The 19,130-nt window shown below is 39.0% G+C and carries 19 protein-coding genes; 7 read left to right on the top strand and 12 right to left on the bottom strand.

The window, feature by feature from the left end; all coding sequences use genetic code 11:
* Window positions 1–72: 72 nt before the first annotated feature.
* The 5 genes from KPC_RS08080 to rlmE form a co-directional block, all read right to left on the bottom strand.
* On the bottom strand, window positions 73–387 hold the full coding sequence (locus KPC_RS08080; RefSeq protein WP_121973874.1) for a DUF5713 family protein: 315 nt from the start codon (window positions 385–387) through the stop codon (window positions 73–75).
* 112 nt (window positions 388–499) lie between these two features.
* A complete protein-coding gene (locus tag KPC_RS08075; RefSeq protein WP_121973873.1) occupies window positions 500–2,164 on the bottom strand; it encodes a vWA domain-containing protein in 1,665 nt (554 codons plus the stop codon).
* A gap of 107 nt (window positions 2,165–2,271) precedes the next feature.
* Window positions 2,272–3,123: a dihydropteroate synthase gene (gene folP, locus KPC_RS08070; protein WP_121973872.1), complete on the bottom strand. Its 852-nt coding sequence runs from the start codon at window positions 3,121–3,123 to the stop codon at window positions 2,272–2,274.
* Between the two features lie 135 nt (window positions 3,124–3,258).
* Window positions 3,259–5,148, bottom strand: coding sequence for an ATP-dependent zinc metalloprotease FtsH (gene ftsH / locus KPC_RS08065; protein WP_121973871.1), 1,890 nt, complete (start codon window positions 5,146–5,148; stop codon window positions 3,259–3,261).
* A 133-nt stretch (window positions 5,149–5,281) separates the two neighbouring features.
* On the bottom strand, window positions 5,282–5,932 hold the full coding sequence (gene rlmE, locus KPC_RS08060) for a 23S rRNA (uridine(2552)-2'-O)-methyltransferase RlmE (protein ID WP_121973870.1): 651 nt from the start codon (window positions 5,930–5,932) through the stop codon (window positions 5,282–5,284).
* Between the two features lie 198 nt (window positions 5,933–6,130).
* Between rlmE and yhbY the strand changes: the two genes are divergently transcribed.
* Window positions 6,131–6,454, top strand: coding sequence for a ribosome assembly RNA-binding protein YhbY (gene yhbY / locus KPC_RS08055; protein ID WP_121973869.1), 324 nt, complete (start codon window positions 6,131–6,133; stop codon window positions 6,452–6,454).
* A 32-nt stretch (window positions 6,455–6,486) separates the two neighbouring features.
* Window positions 6,487–7,023, top strand: a complete 537-nt coding sequence (locus tag KPC_RS08050; protein ID WP_121973868.1) for a DOMON-like domain-containing protein — start codon at window positions 6,487–6,489, stop codon at window positions 7,021–7,023.
* Between the two features lie 244 nt (window positions 7,024–7,267).
* Here KPC_RS08050 and thrH read toward each other — a convergent pair whose 3' ends face one another.
* Window positions 7,268–7,885: a bifunctional phosphoserine phosphatase/homoserine phosphotransferase ThrH gene (gene thrH / locus KPC_RS08045; RefSeq protein WP_121973875.1), complete on the bottom strand. Its 618-nt coding sequence runs from the start codon at window positions 7,883–7,885 to the stop codon at window positions 7,268–7,270.
* A 191-nt stretch (window positions 7,886–8,076) separates the two neighbouring features.
* Here thrH and KPC_RS08040 point away from each other — a divergent pair, with 191 nt between their 5' ends.
* Window positions 8,077–8,811: a phosphoadenylyl-sulfate reductase gene (locus KPC_RS08040; protein WP_121973867.1), complete on the top strand. Its 735-nt coding sequence runs from the start codon at window positions 8,077–8,079 to the stop codon at window positions 8,809–8,811.
* Window positions 8,812–8,976: 165 nt separating this feature from the next.
* A complete protein-coding gene (locus KPC_RS08035; RefSeq protein ID WP_121973866.1) occupies window positions 8,977–10,383 on the top strand; it encodes a WS/DGAT/MGAT family O-acyltransferase in 1,407 nt (468 codons plus the stop codon).
* Between the two features lie 51 nt (window positions 10,384–10,434).
* On the opposite strand, the gene KPC_RS20335 is transcribed toward KPC_RS08035, so the two are convergent.
* From KPC_RS20335 to KPC_RS08010, 6 genes are all read right to left on the bottom strand, one after another.
* A complete protein-coding gene (locus tag KPC_RS20335) occupies window positions 10,435–10,608 on the bottom strand; it encodes a PA1571 family protein (RefSeq protein ID WP_171334442.1) in 174 nt (57 codons plus the stop codon).
* A 134-nt stretch (window positions 10,609–10,742) separates the two neighbouring features.
* On the bottom strand, window positions 10,743–12,197 hold the full coding sequence (gene rng, locus KPC_RS08030) for a ribonuclease G (protein ID WP_121973865.1): 1,455 nt from the start codon (window positions 12,195–12,197) through the stop codon (window positions 10,743–10,745).
* A 43-nt stretch (window positions 12,198–12,240) separates the two neighbouring features.
* Window positions 12,241–12,807, bottom strand: coding sequence for a Maf family nucleotide pyrophosphatase (locus KPC_RS08025; RefSeq protein ID WP_121973864.1), 567 nt, complete (start codon window positions 12,805–12,807; stop codon window positions 12,241–12,243).
* The gene (gene mreD / locus KPC_RS08020) at window positions 12,795–13,292 is read right to left on the bottom strand and encodes a rod shape-determining protein MreD (RefSeq protein WP_121973863.1); all 498 of its coding nucleotides are present in this window, start codon (window positions 13,290–13,292) and stop codon (window positions 12,795–12,797) included. The genes KPC_RS08025 and mreD overlap by 13 nt, the downstream gene beginning before the upstream one ends.
* Window positions 13,279–14,136 (bottom strand): rod shape-determining protein MreC, encoded by an 858-nt coding sequence (gene mreC / locus KPC_RS08015; protein WP_121973862.1) that lies wholly within the window; start codon window positions 14,134–14,136, stop codon window positions 13,279–13,281. The genes mreD and mreC overlap by 14 nt, the downstream gene beginning before the upstream one ends.
* A 29-nt stretch (window positions 14,137–14,165) precedes the next feature.
* Window positions 14,166–15,206 carry a rod shape-determining protein gene (locus tag KPC_RS08010; protein WP_068973438.1) on the bottom strand — a complete coding sequence of 347 codons (1,041 nt, stop codon included), beginning with the start codon at window positions 15,204–15,206 and terminating at the stop codon, window positions 14,166–14,168.
* A gap of 134 nt (window positions 15,207–15,340) precedes the next feature.
* Between KPC_RS08010 and gatC the strand changes: the two genes are divergently transcribed.
* The 3 genes from gatC to gatB are packed head-to-tail and all read left to right on the top strand — an operon-like array spanning window position 15,341 to window position 18,654.
* Window positions 15,341–15,655 (top strand): Asp-tRNA(Asn)/Glu-tRNA(Gln) amidotransferase subunit GatC, encoded by a 315-nt coding sequence (gatC, locus tag KPC_RS08005; RefSeq protein WP_121973861.1) that lies wholly within the window; start codon window positions 15,341–15,343, stop codon window positions 15,653–15,655.
* A 51-nt stretch (window positions 15,656–15,706) separates the two neighbouring features.
* On the top strand, window positions 15,707–17,185 hold the full coding sequence (gene gatA, locus KPC_RS08000; RefSeq protein WP_121973860.1) for an Asp-tRNA(Asn)/Glu-tRNA(Gln) amidotransferase subunit GatA: 1,479 nt from the start codon (window positions 15,707–15,709) through the stop codon (window positions 17,183–17,185).
* Window positions 17,185–18,654 (top strand): Asp-tRNA(Asn)/Glu-tRNA(Gln) amidotransferase subunit GatB, encoded by a 1,470-nt coding sequence (gene gatB, locus KPC_RS07995; RefSeq protein WP_121973859.1) that lies wholly within the window; start codon window positions 17,185–17,187, stop codon window positions 18,652–18,654. The genes gatA and gatB overlap by 1 nt, the downstream gene beginning before the upstream one ends.
* Window positions 18,655–19,130: the final 476 nt, after the last annotated feature.

The raw sequence follows: 19,130 nt of genomic DNA, 5'->3' as shown, positions 1-19,130 counted from the left end.
AGATTAAGTAGACTATTTTATATGATAAATAACTTAATTTATTATTAAGAGCCTGATAAAAGCAGAGAGTAATTACCACTCTCTGCTTGAAACAAGTTCTTCCATTTCAATATCGAGATAACCTGCATCCTGAACAATCATCATCATTGCTTCAGCTATATAATCGGCTGCAGTATCATCAAGAGAGGAGTCCAAATCTTCGAATTGTGGTTTCATCTCATTGATTTCAGAAACTGTTTTATTAGCAAATTGATAAATATCTGTTTCGGATAAATCAGTTTTATCAACTTTTTTTGCAAAATTCTCGATTAAGGCTTTAACTTCGGCGACTAAAATATCAGGGTAATAGTCATCGTCATACATTGGGAGAAGTATGTCTTGGAACATATAAACCTACAAAAAAATAGCATAACAATTATGCAGGCTTATATAACATAAAGTATACAAAACACCAAATTGTAAAAACTGATTGAGCAGATTTAAATTTTACTCAACTCACCTATTCTTTAGGGCTTGAACTTAAACTTTTAGCAATTTTAGCCAGGTCGATAAATTCTTGTCTCAAGCCAAAATCATCTTTCTTTTTCGAACTTTCTGCTAAGGTAATAATATCCTGCCATTTCATCTCACCATTATATGAGCCACCTTTTAGCTGTTGCGCATATGAAGCTACAGCTATTGCAAACCGAGTATCTTCAGAAGCCTGATTTAATGGTTGAGTTTTTACTGTGATCGGCTGACTAAGCAAAATGCTATTTTTTTGTTGTGGTTGTTTATAACGTAAATTCAGGAAAGCGTATTCTTTATTTTTTTGCGAATCTATCACATTCTGATTAGCTTGATAGCGTGATTCATTCAGCCATCCCTTTTGACCTACAGGGATAATTTCATAAAATGCTGTCACTGTGTGTCCTGCACCAATATCTCCTGCATCTACACGATCATTATTGAAATCTTCTTGTTTTAATATTCTATTTTCATATCCAACCAAGCGATATTCTTTCACAGTAACAGGATTGAACTCGACCTGAATTTTGACATCTTGAGCAACAGTTGCAAGTGTCGAGGAAAGCTGCCTTTGTAACACTTTTTTTGCCTCTTTTTCAGTGTCAATATAACTATAATTTCCATCTCCTGCATCTGCCAATTGTTCCATCAATTTTTCATTATAATTTCCGGTTCCAAACCCTAGTGTAGTCAATGAAATACCACTCTTTCGTTTTTCTGCAACCATTCCCTTTAATGTTTCAAAATCAGTAATACCAACATTAAAATCACCATCAGTTGCAATTAAAATACGATTGATTCCATTCTTAATGAAAGATTTTTCTGCTTCTTTATAAGCAAGTTGTATGGCACTTTCTCCTGCAGTGGAACCTCCAGCTCTCAGTCCATTAATCACTCTTAAAATTTTATCTTTTTGATTTCCCGAAGTAGTCTCTAATACAAGCTTCTCTCCACTTGCATAAGTAATCAGAGTTACTTTGTCCTGAGGGCGGAGCTGTTCAGTCAAAAGCCTGAGTGTTTTCTTTACCAATGGTAATTTATCAGGCATATCCATGCTGCCAGAAATATCAATAAGAAAAACCAGGTTTGCTGGTGGTAATTGCTGAGTTTCAATATCTTTGGCTTTTATTCCAATTTTGATAAGCCTCGCATTTTTTTTCCATGGTGAATCTACAACTTCAGTATTGATTGAAAATGGGTGCTGTCCTGCTGGATTTGGATAAGAATAATTAAAATAATTCACCATTTCTTCTACACGTACTGCATCTATAGGAGGCAATCTCCCCTCTTTTTCAAGAAAACGTCGTACATTTGCATAACTTCCAGTATCTACATCAATACTAAAAGTAGATATAGGTTCTTTAAGCACTTCGTGCACAGGATTTTGTTCTAGATTTTGATATTTCTCAGTATTTACATTTGGACGGGAAAAATCAGGATAAGTATATGCCGAAAGTATTCGTTGAGGACCAAGTGAGTTTCCACTTGCAGATCTTTGCTTACTTAACGGTGAAACAGGTGCTGGTGCATATACTGGGGATATTGTAGGTTCAGAGACTATCTCGGTTACGCTTGTATTCGTATTATGAAGTTTTGAGCATCCAGTAACTATAAGTGTTGTCACCGCCAGTGTAAGTAATTTTATTTGTGTTTTCATTTTAACCCATAATTATAAAAAAAGACTTAAACAGTCGCTTAAGTCTTTAGCATATATGATTGGATAAANAAACCAAGTGATATAATGATCTTAATATTCTTTTAAATTTAAAGAAGAACAGTCGCCCGCCAAACTTTTATCGCATCACTCATTGCTTTAACATCATGTGCTCTGACCATACAGGCACCTTGCTGGATACTCATTAAATGCGCTGTAACACTTCCTACAGCACGATTTTGAGCATCGGCACCATTAAGCGCTTCACCAATAAAACGCTTTCGGGATAAAGCCGAAAGTATTGGATATCCCATTTCATTTAATTTATAAAATTCATTTAAAAGTTTAAGATTTTGCTTAGCATTCTTTGCAAAGCCAAAACCTGGATCTATCAGGATATTTTCGGATTTTACACCCGCTTTGATCGCATCTTCAACTCGTTGTTTCAATTCCAGAATAACATCTTCTGTAATATCATCATATTGATCAAGATTATTCATTGTTGTTGGTTCACCACGCATATGCATGATAATCACAGGTATATCAAGTTCGGAAGCTGTTTCCAAAGCTTTGGGGCGAGTTAATGCCCGTACATCATTCCAAATATGTGCACCCGCTCTTACAGCGGCTTTAATAACTTCTGGCTCTGAAGTATCGATAGATAACACTACATTATGCTTAGATAAAGCCTCGACTACTGGTATAACACGACAAATCTCTTCATCAACTGATACAGGAGATGCACCTGGTCGAGTAGATTCCCCACCAATATCTATAACCGTCGCACCATCCTCAATCATTTTTAATGCGTATGCTACAGCTTGATCTTTTTCATTATGCTTTCCACCATCACTAAATGAATCTGGTGTTACATTTAAAATTCCCATAACATGCGGTATAGATAAATCCAGACTCAAATGCCCACATTTTAAAACTTGCTTTGGTAATGGCATTAACCGCATGAGACTCTCCTTAATTTAAATTTGGAATCAATTCTAACAACTCTCACAATGCGATGTTTGAAAACTTTTCAAGTCATTATAGAAAACCTCAATATAAAAAAGAGCCTCATAAGAGACTCTTTTTCAACATTCTAATTAACTAGCAGGTAATGGTGGAGGTGTTGAAGGACCATCGGTTGGTGTTACATCAATCACAGGATTTTCAGCAACATAAACTTTAGGTGGTTTTGGTTCACGACCTTCCATAATGTCACGGACTTGTTCACGATCAATCGTTTCCCATTCCATTAATGCTTTTACCATCGCATGTGCAATATCTTTATTATTTTCTAAAAGATCACGTGCAATACGGTACTGTTCGTCAATAATACGACGCACTTCAGCATCAACTTGCTGTTGAGTTGCTTCTGAAATCGTACGGCTACCAATACTACCCAAGAATGATTGCTGTGAATCATCTTCGTAAACCATTACACCAAGCTTATCGGACATACCATATTTGGTTACCATTGCTCGCGCCATTTTTGTTGCGCGTTCAAAGTCATTAGATGCACCTGTTGATTGCTGACCTACAAAAATTTCTTCAGCAATACGACCACCAAACAAAATCGAAATTTCATTCAACATTTTGTCTTTATAGTGGCTAGTCTGGTCAAACTCAGGTAACTGCCAAGTTACACCTAATGCCCAACCACGTGGCATAATCGTCACTTTGTGAACAGGGTCTGTTCCTGGAAGCAATTCAGCCACGATAGCATGACCAGATTCATGGTATGCAGTTGCACGACGCTCTTCTTCACGAAGTACCATCGATTTACGCTCGGGTCCCATATAGATCTTGTCTTTAGCATCTTCAAAGTCATGCATATCGACAGTATTCTTGTTACGGCGAGCAGCAAACAACGCAGCCTCATTTACAAGGTTTGCCAATTGCGCACCAGAGAATCCAGGTGTACCACGTGCAAGAACCTTAATATCCACACCAGTGACTGAAGGCAATTTTTTCAAGTGAACATTCAAGATTTGTTCACGGCCTTTAATATCTGGTAAACCAACCATAACCTGACGGTCAAAACGACCTGGACGAAGTAAAGCTTTATCTAAAACATCGGCACGGTTTGTGGCAGCAATAACGATAATACCTTCATTACCTTCAAAACCATCCATTTCAACAAGCATCTGGTTAAGTGTTTGCTCACGCTCATCATGACCACCACCAGTACCTGAACCACGATGACGACCTACTGCATCAATCTCATCAATAAAGATGATACATGGCGCATGTCGTTTTGCCTGTTCAAACATGTCACGTACACGAGATGCACCAACACCAACAAACATTTCTACAAAGTCAGAACCAGAAATACTAAAAAATGGAACTTTAGCCTCACCTGCAATTGCTTTTGCAAGTAACGTCTTACCTGTACCAGGAGGACCAACCATCAATACGCCTTTAGGAATTGTTGCACCTAAACGTTTAAATTTGGCAGGGTCTTTCAAGAAATCGACAATTTCAACAACTTCTTGTTTTGCTTCATCACAGCCAGCTACATCTTGAAATGTCACTTTGATTTGGTCTTCAGAAAGCATTTTTGCTTTTGATTTACCAAAACTCATCGGACCGTTCTTACCACCTGCACCACCACCCATGTTACGCATAAAGAACATGAATAATAGAATAATCAATAGTACAGGGAAGCTCGCAATAAGCAGCTGCATTAACAAACCTTGGCGTTGTGGCGCAGTGCCCTCAACAACAACTTTGTTTTTGATAAGGTTAGGCATAAGTTCAGGATCTTGAACCGCTGGGCGAATACTTTCAAAGTCCGATCCATTAGTTTTTTCGCCACTTATTCTTTCACCATCAATTGTGACTTGCTTAATCTGACCGGCATTCACCGCTGCAACGAACTCAGAATAGTTCATTGATGCAGGCTTATTGCGGTCACTGATGTTACTGAAAATTAAAATCAGCACACCTAGAATAACTAGCCACAATACGGCATTTTTGAAGAGATCGCTCAAAGCTTTATTCCCATATCAATCTAATTTGATCTTGCCCACAGTTGGGTGACCCTTAACAAAAGCGAGTAATTTGCTTCACAATAAATTAAAAACGTACAAAATGCACAATTTTTAGCTACTTGGCAAGTAGACTTTATCGCAATGCTTTTTTACGGCCCTGTCCAATTAAAAAAACTTCTTTCGAACGTGCACGTGAAGCAGCAGGTTTTGCTGTTTTCAGCACATCAAAACTGTCAACAACTTGCTTTCGAAATTCATCAAAGCCAACGCCTTGGAATACTTTTACCACAAATTGCCCATTAGGTCCCAGTACCTTATTTGCAAAATCTAGCGCAAGTTCACATAAATATATCTGGCGAGGTTGATCAACAGCCCTATTACCAGATGTATTGGGGGCCATATCTGAAATTACAACGTCAACAGCGCGTCCGTTTAAAATATTTAACAATTTTTCGAAAACTTCTTCTTCGCGGAAATCACCCTGTAAGAAAGTTACATCAGGTAAAGCATCCATCTCCAGAATATCTGAAGCAATAACCAGACCTTTCTCCCCAACTAACTTACCTGCAATTTGCGACCAGCTACCAGGTGCTGCACCGAGATCGACAACAGTCATACCAGGTTTAATTAATTTGTATTTCTCTTGAATTTCAAGCAGTTTATACGCTGCACGAGCACGATAGCCTTCCTTTTGTGCTTTTTTTACAAAAGGATCATCCAGATGCTCTCTCATCCACGCACGGCTACTTTTAGATAACTTTTGATTGGTAATGCGTGTAGCCATAACTCTCTATAAAAAATTGACATCTAGCAAATTATTGTACGGTAAAATATAACAACTTGCAGTAGCGATGTGTATCTAATTCAACTCATTTTCTAATATTTTTTCCAATAATGTTAATCAATTATTTCTACAGAATTTTGAGCGTTTAATTTTGGGATTTGCTATACTAGGTCGTTTTTAAAATCAGGTTATCTTTTTATGGCGGCTTTATCCATCCAAGAACGCAAGCGTTTACGTCAAATTGGTCATGCATTAAATCCAGTTGTGATGATTGGCGGACATGGTTTAACTGAAAATGTCATTGAAGAAATCAACCGTGCATTAAATGATCATGAACTGATTAAAATTAAAATTTCAGGTGAAGACCGTGAAGTCCGTAGTGCAATCATTACAGAAATTGCAAATGTCAGCAATTCTGAAGTTGTGCAAACCATCGGGAAAGTTGCTTTGCTTTATAAAAAAGCCAAACAACAAAATCCTAAACTTTCCAATCTTGTTCGCCACGCCCATTTAAGTAAATAGCGTTCATAACGCTTTTGAGATACTAATCATTTATGGCAAGTTATGAACTGAATGCATTTGATCGTTTTTTTGACATCTCCCTTGTCGGTGCGATTGAACAAGTCAATCCAAATACATTAAATGTCGGATACTGGTTACGTGATCCAAATCAGCTTTTGCTTTATCCAGAAGCTGTTGCGGCACATCCACGTAAAGATTTTTTATGGCAAGAAACCTGTTTTGAAATATTTATTGGTGTTCAAGGTGAAGATTACTACCGTGAAATCAATCTTTCTCCCTCAGAAGCATGGCAAGCCTATCAATTTGAAGAATATCGCTACCCTGAAGACATGCCACCAAAACCTGCTTATGATATTGAGCTAAATCAGCTAAAACGTACGCATTATGGCTTGAATGTCAGTCTTGATCTTACTGACTTTATGGTGAAACATAAATTAAACTGGTCAGATTTATTTATTGGTTTAAGTGCCGTTTTAGTCACGCATAAAGGTGAACACTACTATGCCATGCAACATAGTAGCCCACTCGCAGACTTTCACAATAAACGTGACTGGTTACATACCTTTTAGTCGTGAAAAGAAAATAAATACATTAAAAAGTGAGGACTAACTTCACTTTTTAATTACCTATATAAGTAATTAAGCTACAACACCATAATCATTTTGTTGAAAATGATATGAAAATAACAAAATCTATTGAAATTTATAGTAGACAGAAACTACATTGATCTCTAAAACAAAAACGCCCAATGAAACCCATCAAGCGTCTGTTTAAAATAAATATCCTATTATCAGGACTAAACCTTTTAATAGATTATGCTGGAATATCTCTTACAGAAACTTTACGAATCGCTTCTTTTAATGCGTCATAACCATGAATTGCTGGAAACTGTGGAAATTCTGCGATAACGTTATCAGGTGCATCAAATAAAAAACCATGATCTGCTTCACCTAGCATAGTCGTATCATTATAAGAATCGCCAGCTGCGATGATACGGAAGTTTAATGCATGTAAAGATTTTACCGCCTGACGTTTCTGGTCTGGTTGACGAAGCTTGTAAGCTGTAATCATACCATTTTCATCAGTTTCCAGTTTATGACAGAAAATAGTTGGCCATCCAAGTTGCTTCATTAACGGATGAGCAAATTCATAAAACGTATCTGATAAAATAACCAGTTGAAAATGGGTACGTACCCATTCAACAAATTCTTTTGCACCAGGCAAAGGTCCCATATCTGCAATCACTGCTTGAATATCATTTAATCCTAAACCATGTTGTTTTAGAATATTCAAACGTTGAGTCATGAGTACATCGTAGTCTGGAATATCTCGTGTAGTTGCTTCGAGCTCTTTAATTCCAGTTTTTTTTGCAAAATTAATCCAAATTTCTGGAACTAATACACCTTCTAGATCAAGACATACGATTTCCATGGGTTCTCCCAAATGCCATAAAAAAATTGGCAATATCATATCATTAAAGTGCTTAAATTCTAGCATTTGGTTTATAAATCAATTTTTTGTATATCTATTTTATTAAATCTGCTAAGCATGATATTTGATTTACTTTAGAATTAATTGAATTAAGACTAAGCTAGCATCCAAGCGAATTGCCAGGAACACAAATGACAGCCATACCGACTATTGATATTGTTGATGCACTTGCTACAGAGTATGCAGAAAAATCTCCTACAGAAATTTTAGAACTTGCCTTGAACCAGCAAGGTGAAATTGCAATTTCATTCTCTGGTGCAGAAGATGTCGTTTTAATTGATATGGCTTCAAATCTAGGTAAACCTTTTCGTGTATTCAGCCTGGATACAGGTCGTTTGCATTCTGAAACCTATCAGTTTATGGAAACCATCCGCAAACATTATAATATCCAGATTGAGATCTGCTTCCCTGAGTCTGAGGCAGTTCAAAATTTGGTAAATCAGAAGGGATTATTTAGCTTTTTTGAAGATGGTCATCAGGAATGCTGCGGGATTCGCAAAGTTCAGCCACTTCGTAAAAAACTGGCAACTCTGGATGGATGGATTACAGGTCAACGCAAAGACCAAAGCCCAGGTACGCGTAATGAAATTCCTGTTATTCAGTCTGATTCGGGCTTTTCTGGTGAAGGGAAACAGTTAATCAAATACAACCCTCTGGCAAACTGGTCTAGTGCTGATGTCTGGAATTATATCCGGATGATGGAGATTCCATATAATCCTTTACATGAAAAGGGCTTTATTTCAATCGGTTGTGAACCTTGTACACGCCCAGTTTTACCCAACCAGCATGAACGAGAAGGACGCTGGTGGTGGGAAGAAGCGACACACAAAGAATGTGGTCTACATGCGGGTAATTTAAAAAAATAATTTTTTAAAAATGCTACTTTTTAAAGTAGCTTTTTTTTACTTTATATTCACTAAAAAATTTAGCTTTTGATCTTAAAAACGATCATACTATCTAAAGTAGTTCTATAATTCTAAAAACAACACCCAAATGGAGTTGTTGGATTTTGCAGTGAGGCAAATATAAATATGCGTCCTTTACATCCGATTGATTTTATTTTTCTTTCCTTAGAAAAACGTCAACAGCCTATGCATGTTGGGGGCTTGTTTTTATTTCAGATCCCGGAACATGCACCTGCAAGTTTTATCCAGGATCTGGTTACCGATATCCGTAATTCCAAAAGTACTCCAGTTGCTCCATTTAATAATTATTTGAATGGGCTCTTCTGGGATGAAGATGAAGAATTTGATATTGATCATCACTTTCGCCATATTGCGCTTCCACAACCTGGTCGCATCCGTGAACTTTTAAGTTACATTTCACAAGAACACAGTGCATTGATTGATCGAGCCAAACCATTATGGACCTGTCATATTATTGAGGGGATCGAAGGTAATCGTTTTGCTATGTATTTTAAAATTCATCACGCCATGGTAGATGGTGTTGCTGGTATGCGTTTACTCGAAAAATCATTTTCAAAAGATCCTACTACCAAACATATTACCCCACCATGGTGCATTGAAAATAAACGTGCTAAACGTTTAAAAGAACCTAAGAGCAGTAAGATCAAAAAGGTTTTAACTACCATAAAAGGACAAATAGAAGCTGCGCCAACAGTGATTCAAGAACTAACAAAAACTGTTCTTAACGATATGGGAAAAAACCCTGACTATGTGTCGAGTTTTCAAGCACCTAGCAGTATTTTAAATCAGCGCGTTAGCTCATCCCGTCGCTTTGCAGCACAGTCCTTTGAACTTGACCGCCTGAGAACCATCTCCAAAGCACTCGGTGTAACCATTAATGATATCGTTCTGGCAATATGTTCAGGTGCATTACGTGAATATCTGGTCAGTCAAGATAGCTTGCCGAAAAAACCGCTAATTGCGATGGTTCCAGCTTCTATCCGTGATGATGATTCCGATGTCAGCAACAGAATTACCATGATTTTAGCCAATCTGGGCACACATAAAGAAGATCCTCTAGAAAGGCTAAATATCGTACAGCGTAGTGTTCAGAATGCCAAACAACGTTTTAAACGGATGAATGCAAATCAAATTCTGAATTATAGTGCTTTTGTATATGGACCAGCTGGACTCAATATTCTTTCAGGTATGATGCCAAAACGTCAGGCTTTCAATCTCGTTATCTCCAATGTCCCAGGTCCACGTGAACCACTTTACTGGAATGGTGCTCAACTAGATGCCCTCTACCCTGCATCTATTGTTCTTGATGGGCAAGCACTGAATATTACCATGACCAGTTATCAGGACAAACTGGAGGTCGGCTTAATCGCTTGCAGACATGCATTACCTAAAATGCAAAACCTGCTTACCCACCTAGAAGATGAAATAATAAAATTTGAAAAAATCGTACAAACACAGCAGAAAAAAATACCACAGAAAACAACAGATGATCAGGTGTTAAAACAGGCATAGTACTTATAAAATCTATACACATCAAAAAATTAAGGGGGCTAAAATTACCCCTTAATTTTTAATATTACGACACTGTTTGAGAACCTGTTGACACACTGTCACGACCATTGCTTTTGTTATTTGTACTTCGCGACCATTCTCATCTAGCATATAACATGTATTTTTCTTCTGACCGTCCAATACATGTTTTAATCCGCGTTTTAAAATTTGCTCACTAATATTCATTTTCAACCTCACTTGCTAAGACCGAAAAATCTAAAACCATAGGTCTTTGGCTACTTGCAAATAGTATGGGTGAAACTGCATATAAATGTAAAATTTCAGTTGTAACAACTATTTAGTGAAATCCTGTTACAATTTTAGCTCAGAATGATATCATATTGCTCTTGAGTATATAAATTTTCCACTTGAAATTTGATAACTCGATTCACGAAATGCTCTAAATCTGCTACAGCTGGTGCTTCTGCTGTTAATAAACGATCTATCACCGATGGATGTGCAACAACAGTAAAGCCACTCTGAGATTCATAGGCACGCGCATATCTCATAATTTCACGAAAAATCTCGTAACATACTGTCTCAGCAGTTTTAACATAACCACGACCTTGGCAGGTAGGGCATGATTCACACAATAAATGCTCTAATGATTCACGTGTTCTTTTGCGTGTCATTTCCACTAAACCAAGTTCAGAAACCTGAGTAATTTTGGTCTTGGCATGATCACGTTCCAGCATTTTTTCAAACTGGTTCAACACCTCTTCCCGATGTGTTGCTTCCTGCATATCAATGAAATCAATAATGATAATGCCTCCCAGATTTCGAAGTCTGAGCTGGCGGGCAATAACCTGTGTTGCTTCCATATTGGTTTTAAACACGGTATCTTCGAGTGAACGCCCACCCACATATGAGCCAGTGTTGACATCAATAGTCGTCATCGCCTCAGTCTGGTCAATCATCAGATAGCCACCTGATTTGAGAGCTACACGTGTCTGTAATGCTTTTTGAATATCTTCTTCAACATTGTATAAATCGAAAAGCGGGCGCTCACCAGGATAATGAATCAGACGATTTTGCATACCTGGAACAAACTCATCAATAAATTCACAAAGCTTGCCGTGTATCTCACGTGAATCAACATAAATTTTATCTGTCTCTCCATTAGCCAGATCACGTATTACACGCTGTGGCAAAGGCAGTTCTTCAAAAATTAATGAAGGAACTGCAATACTTTTCTGTTTACGTTGTATATATTCCCAGAGTTTAGCCAGATATGCCATATCCTGAGCAATTGAAGCCTCGTCAATACCCTCAGCAGCAGTTCGTACAATCACTGAACCCGGTAACTGATGCTCTTGCTGAATTCGTTCAATCATCGAACGTAAACGATCACGCTCCTCCTCGGCTTCTATGCGCTGAGATACACCAATATGATTACCATAAGGCATAAGAACCAGATAACGTGAAGGAATAGAAAGATCGGTACTTAAACGTGCTCCCTTTGTTCCCAGCATATCTTTCATGACTTGAACTGTTAGTATTTGCCCTGGTTGCAAAAGTTCAAATACATTGGGGGTTGGTTGACTACGTGGCCAGACCATATCATTGATATGTAAAAAAGCAGTTCGAGATAGGCCTATATCAACGAAAGCAGCTTGCATACCAGGGAGTACGCGCACAACTTTACCTTTATAAATATTACCAACCAAACCTCTTTTTACTGTGCGTTCAACAAATAACTCATTGACCGTACCATTTTCAATTAATGCTACCCGACACTCCATGGGTGTAACATTAATGAGTAACTCATCAGACATACTAAAACTCGAAACATTATAAAAATTCTTTTTAATAAAGCAGTTAATTTAGTACCTTAACAGCCTTTAATAACTGTACTGTCTCATGTAAAGGAAGCCCCACCACATTACTATAACTTCCTTCAATACGAGGAATGTACTGTGCTGCAATGCCTTGGATCGCGTAAGCGCCAGCCTTGCCGAGTGGTTCTCCAGTCGCCCAATAATTTTCCATATCGATGAGACTTAAGTGTTGAAACTCAACTGATGTTCTCACAACGCTTTGAACATTTTGATGACGAGTTGCGACACATACACCCGTCACGACATCATGCATTCTCCCGGATATTTTCTGCCAGATATCAAATGCATGCTGTTTGGATTCAGGTTTTCCAATAATCTTATCATCTATTGCAACGCTTGTATCGGCTGCTATTACAATTGCATCAGGATAATTTTTCAATATGGCATATGCTTTCTGGAATGCTAATCGCTGCACGTAGTCCTGTGCTGTTTCATTATTCTGGATAGACTCGTCAATGTCAGGACTGTGAATCTCAAATTCCAGTCCCAACTGTTCCAGCAACTCGCGCCTGCGAGGTGAACTTGAGGCAAGGATCAGATGCGCCATCTTTGTAATAAAGAATAGAGTACTGGCCAGAATAGAACACTAGACAGTAAGGGTTGCCAATGACGTGTCAAGGAAAAATGTACACCTGACATAATTTGCACAAGAAACATAAACAAGATATGAGCCGTAATGGCAAATGCAGCAATCACCCATAAATTGCTAAATGTGAGTAGTCGTCTCTCACGAGTAAAATAACGCACAATAAAAGTGATTGTTACAAAACTCAGTGCATTTAGTCCAAGCGGCGTATCAAATAGCAAATCAGATAAAATGCCAAGGGCAAATGCAAACCAGACACCACACCACGTTGGCTGACACAATACCCAAAATAGCATGACCATTAACATAAACAATGGTCGCCACCCTGATACATTATAAGACAGTGGATAAATCATCAAAATTGATGCAAGAATCACTGAAAAAATAATGATAAAAAGTGGATCTTTTTTGGGTTTATCAGATGGAAGTCGCTTAGCGATCAACATAAGGTTGCTCCCCTGCTAAGGAGTCAGAAAATAACACTACAACATGATGCCCACCAGCAAGTTGCGCTGTTGGTGTCACTTCTATTGAAGCAAATTCTCCAGAATTATGTCTTAACACTTTAGATACTGTTCCCACAAGATAACCTGCTGGGAAATGCTGTCCCAAACCAGAACTAAATACCTTCTCGCCAATTTTTATATTCGCACTCGTTGGTACATACTTCATTTCCAGACGACCATAATCACCTGTACCAGAAACAATTGCACGCATTCCTGAACGTTCTAAACGTACTGAAATGGAATGCTCTTTATCTGAAAGAAGTAATACACGACTGCTATGCGGATAGACATTAATAATCTGCCCCATGATCCCTTTATCATCTAAAACGGTTTGTCCAGCTTTCAGATGGCTGGTTGCGCCACGGTTAATCACGATGATGTGTCTAAGCGGATCTGCATCAGTTCCAATCACTTCTGCGATTTCCATACGCCCATCAATAATGAGTGGTGTATCCAGTAAACCTCGTAGTCGGGTATTTTCAGCCGATAATTCTGATAGTTTTTGTAGACGCACTTGAGCCTGCAGCAACTCTGCCTGCATCGCCGTATTTTCACGACGAAGCTGTGCCTCAGATTTAGTCTGCTGATTTAACCATTCTTTCGACAATACAGGATAGCTTGCTAGGGCATAAATAGGGTTATACGCCGCATACAACACATCTCTTGCAGGTTTCACCACGTACGGAAAGCGCCAGTCTACAAATAAAACAACAAAGCACGTGAAAACTGCAATTATGAATGCACGAAAGGATGGCGGTTGTCTTGAAAAGAGATTCGGTTGCACCGCCTCGTCCTTAACTTAATCTATAAAACTTAGCCTACAAAAAGCATATCGTGGTTAGGATTATCAAAGAACTCCAGTACCTTACCACCACCACGAGTGACACAGGTCAGAGGATCTTCAGCAACGACCACAGGCAAACCTGTTTCCTGTGCTAAAAGTTTATCAAGATTGCGAAGTAAAGCTCCACCACCTGTTAACACGATACCACGCTCGGCAATATCTGATGATAATTCGGGAGGAGTTTGCTCAAGTGCCGATTTAACAGCCGATACAATGCTTTGTAATGGATCAGCGATCGCCTGAGTAATTTCATCAGAAGTAACGGTAATCGCACGCGGCACACCTTCAGCTAAATTACGGCCACGCACTTCAATTTCTAAAGTCGTACCATCAGCAACTGCCATCCCCACTTCTTTTTTAATCGTTTCAGCAGTTGTTTCACCAATTACACAACCATGTGCTTTTCGTACATAGTTGATAATCTGCTCATCAAATACATCACCGCCAATACGTAGAGAATCTGCGTACACACAACCTTGTAATGAAATAATTGCTATTTCGGTTGTACCGCCGCCAACATCTACAACCATCGAACCACAAGCTTGTTCTACTGGCATGCCCGCCCCAATCGCAGCAGCCATAGGCTCTTCAATTAAACGTACATCACGTGCCCCTGCGTTAAACACAGCCTCACGGATAGCACGGCGCTCAACTAGCGTCGATTTGCAAGGAACACAAACAACAACACGTGGTGCAGGTGGAAATAAACGTTTTTCGTGCACTTTACCAATAAATTGATTTAACATGGTTTCAGTGACTTCGAAATCTGCAATCACACCGTCTTTCATCGGGCGAATTGCAGAAATATTTGCTGGCGTACGGCCTAACATTTGCTTAGCATCTAAGCCTACAGCAGCAACAATTTTCTGTGAACCGCTATGACGAATTGCCACAACTGTCGGTTCATTTAGAATAATGCCCCGTCCTGGTGCATAAATAAGTGTATTAGCAGTACCTAAATCAATGGCGAGATCTGGCGAAAACAAGCCAATTAGTCGTTTTAGAATCACGGGTCGTTCTCAGTTAAACTTTATGTGGACGCAAGATGGCAACTTTAACTAAATGTGATGATTTGAACAAGTCAATCGCTTATTATAACGCACGATATTTTGATTTTTTTTTAATACTGATTAGGTAAGACGCTATGTCAACATCGGATGCTCAGCATTCTTCAGATCTAGATGCGCAAACTGTATCACAAATTGCAAATCTTGCTCGATTGTCTCTCAATGATACGCAATCAGCTGAATATGCTCAAAGTTTAAATAAAATTTTGGGGATGATGGAAAGCTTAAAAGGCATAAATACCGAGGGTGTTGAGCCTTTAAAGAGCCCATTTGATCACCCACAACCATTACGCAAGGATGAAGTGTCAGAAACGAACCACCGTGAAGAATATCAAGCCGTAGCGCCTGCTGTTCAAGATGGTTATTACCTTGTACCACGCGTGATTGAATAATTTTTAATCAGTTGAAACTTATTTTAGAATTTAACGTAAAGAATTGTACTCATGACTGATTTACACCGCTTATCGATTCGTGAAATGTCTGAAGGTTTAAAAACCGCTCAGTTCTCATCACGCGAATTGACTCAACACTATTTAAACCGTATTGCAAAGATCGACACACAAGTTAAAAGTTATGTGACTGTAACCGCAGAACAAGCTTTAGCTCAAGCCGATGCAGCAGATGGGTTACTCAAATCTGGCATGGCAGGAATCCTGACAGGTATTCCTCTTGCACATAAAGATATTTTTTGTACTCAAGGCATTAAAACCACAGCAGGGTCAAAAATGCTGGATAACTTTATCTCTCCGTACGACGCAACCGTCGTAGCGAAAGCTAAAGAAGCGGGTCTGGTGACTTTGGGTAAAGTGAACATGGATGAATTCGCAATGGGTTCAACCTCAGAAAGTTCATACATTGGTGCAACAGGTAACCCTTGGGCACTTGATCATGTACCAGGGGGGTCTTCTGGTGGCTCTGCTGCGGCAGTTGCTGCAGACCTTGCACCAATTGCAACAGGTACAGACACAGGCGGCTCTATCCGTCAACCTGCCTCATTTTGTGGTTTGACTGGCTTAAAACCGACTTATGGTCGTGTATCTCGTTACGGGATGATTGCCTATGCATCTTCACTTGACCAAGGTGGTCCAATCGCCCGTTCAGCAGAAGACTGTGCTTACCTGATGGATGTCATTGCAGGTCATGACCTCAAAGACTCAACTTCAGTAAACAAAGAGGTTGATGATTATGTTGCAAAACTTAATTCAACCGCTGTTAAAGGTTTACGCATTGGTATTCCTAAACAATACTTTAACGTTGTTGGTTTAGATGCTGATGTTAAAGCACGTGTTGAAGAATCATTAAAAAAACTCGAAGAAATGGGTGCAACACTGGTTGAAATTGATCTCAACATGACTGAAGCCTATGTTCCAACTTACTATCTGATCGCTCCAGCAGAAGCATCATCTAACCTATCCCGTTATGATGGCGTTCGTTACGGCTATCGCTGTGAAAATCCTGCTGACCTGTTAGATCTTTACAAACGTTCTCGTTCAGAAGGTTTTGGTGCAGAAGTACAGCGTCGTATCCTGATCGGAACTTATGCCCTTTCTGCAGGTTACTATGATGCTTACTATGTCAAGGCACAGAAAGTACGTCGTCTTATTCAGCAAGATTTTCTTAAAGCCTTTGAAAATATTGATGTAATTGCAGCACCTTCTGCCCCAACCACTGCATACAAGATCGGTGCAAAACTTGACCCTGTTGAAATGTATCTAGGTGACATTTATACCATTGCTGTGAATCTTGCGGGTTTACCTGCGATCAATGCTCCTGTTGGGTTTGATGCTAGTCATTTACCTGTTGGTCTGCAATTGATCGGTAACTACTGGTCAGAAGCACAATTGTTGTCGATTGTTCACCAATACCAACAAAATACAGACTGGCACACAAAGCGTGCGGCTATTGCTGAGGAGAATGCATAATGACTCAAGCTCAAAAATCTAAATTGATTGATGGCTGGGAAGTGGTCATTGGTATCGAGATTCATACTCAGCTTGCAACCAAATCTAAAATCTTTTCAGGTTCTTCTACAGAATTTGGTCAAGATCCAAATACACAAGCTAGTCTTGTCGATTTGGCGATGCCGGGCGTTCTTCCTGTCTTAAATGCAGAAGTTGTTGATTTGGCTATTCGCTTTGGTTTGGGTATCGAAGCGTATATTGATCAGGCATCCGTATTTGCACGTAAAAACTATTTTTATCCAGACTCTCCAAAAGGCTACCAGATCAGCCAGATGGACAATCCGATCGTCGGCCTAGGTCATATCGACATCCAGCTTGAAGATGGCTCTGTGAAGCGTATAGGCGTCACACGTGCACATCTGGAAGAAGATGCTGGCAAATCTGTGCATGATCAGTTCGAAGGCATGTCTGGTATCGATTTAAACCGTGCAGGTACACCACTTCTTGAGATCGTATCAGAACCAGATATGCGTTCTGTTGAAGAAGCTGTCGCTTATATCAAGGCTATTCACACTTTGGTACGTTGGTTAGGTATTTCTGACGGTAACATGGCTGAAGGCTCTTTCCGTGCTGACTGTAACGTATCTTTACGTCGTCCTGGTCAACCGTTCGGTACACGTTGTGAGTTGAAAAACCTCAACTCATTCCGTTTCATTGAACAGGCGATCAATGTTGAAATCGAACGTCAAATGGATATTTTAGAGTACGGCGGTGAAATCGATCAGGAAACACGCTTGTTTGATCCAGTGAAGATGGAAACTCGTTCTATGCGTTCTAAAGAAGAAGCAAACGACTACCGTTACTTCCCAGATCCTGACTTGCTTCCTGTGATCATCTCTGATGAGCAAATCGAAGCTGCCAGAGCAGCCCTTCCAGAACTTCCTGCTGCACGTCGCGCGCGTTTTGTCGCTGACTTCGGTGTAACTGAGTATGATGCACATGTATTAACGCTGACACGTGAAATGGCTGATTTCTATGAAGCCGTGGTCGCTGCTGCTGGCGGTGCTGCTCAAGGTAAAGTATCTGCAAACTGGGTGATGGGTGAATTCTCTGGTGCTTTAAACAAAGCTAGTCTCGAGTTGTCTGATTCTCCAGTGTCTGCTGAACAACTTGGCGGAATGATCGCACGTATCGTAGATAATACGATTAGTGGCAAGATCGCAAAACAAGTGTTCGGTTTCATGTGGGAATCAAATGGTCAAACAGCCGATGCCATTATCGCTGAAAAAGGTTTGAAGCAAGAAACCGATACTGGTGCAATCGAAGCGATCATCAAAGAAGTGCTTGCTGCAAACGAGAAAATGGTTGAAGAATACAAGTCTGGTAAGGAAAAAGCCTTTAACGGTCTTGTAGGTCAAGTCATGAAAGCTTCTCGTGGTAAAGCCAACCCTGCTCAGGTCAATGAGTTATTGAAAAAGTTGATTGGTTAATCACATGAAATGTAAAGAAGCCTCGATTTTTCGGGGCTTTTTTTTAATAATAAAGTTTTTACTCAATAAAATATATGAATAATATAAATACTTTCACCAGTTTTTTGGGGTTTATAACCACCGTTATCGCAATTACATTANACATTTATGTTTTTCATGAGCATAAGCGGAAAAAATTCAAAGCTGAACTAGAAAATTATGAAGATTATTTTAATAAATATTATTTAACTGAATTAGATATAAAAGTCCCCTTATTAATAAGAGACAAAGCTGCACAAAATTTAGTTCGGAATATTCATTTCGATGCAAAAATTGTGAACTATTTTATTTCCCTACATGAACAAAAGCTTTTGTCTTTTGATAAAGCAATAAATTATCTCTTTTATGGAATAAAATTTATAAATATAGATCAAAATATAAATTTTAAAATTAATATCAGATTCGCCACTTTTTTTAAAATTTAAATTACTTAGGCT

Origin of the sequence: Acinetobacter stercoris (genome assembly GCF_900323515.1) — a bacterium.
In the GTDB taxonomy this organism is placed as follows: domain Bacteria; phylum Pseudomonadota; class Gammaproteobacteria; order Pseudomonadales; family Moraxellaceae; genus Acinetobacter; species Acinetobacter stercoris.
This window is presented reverse-complemented; position numbering and strand designations above follow the sequence as displayed.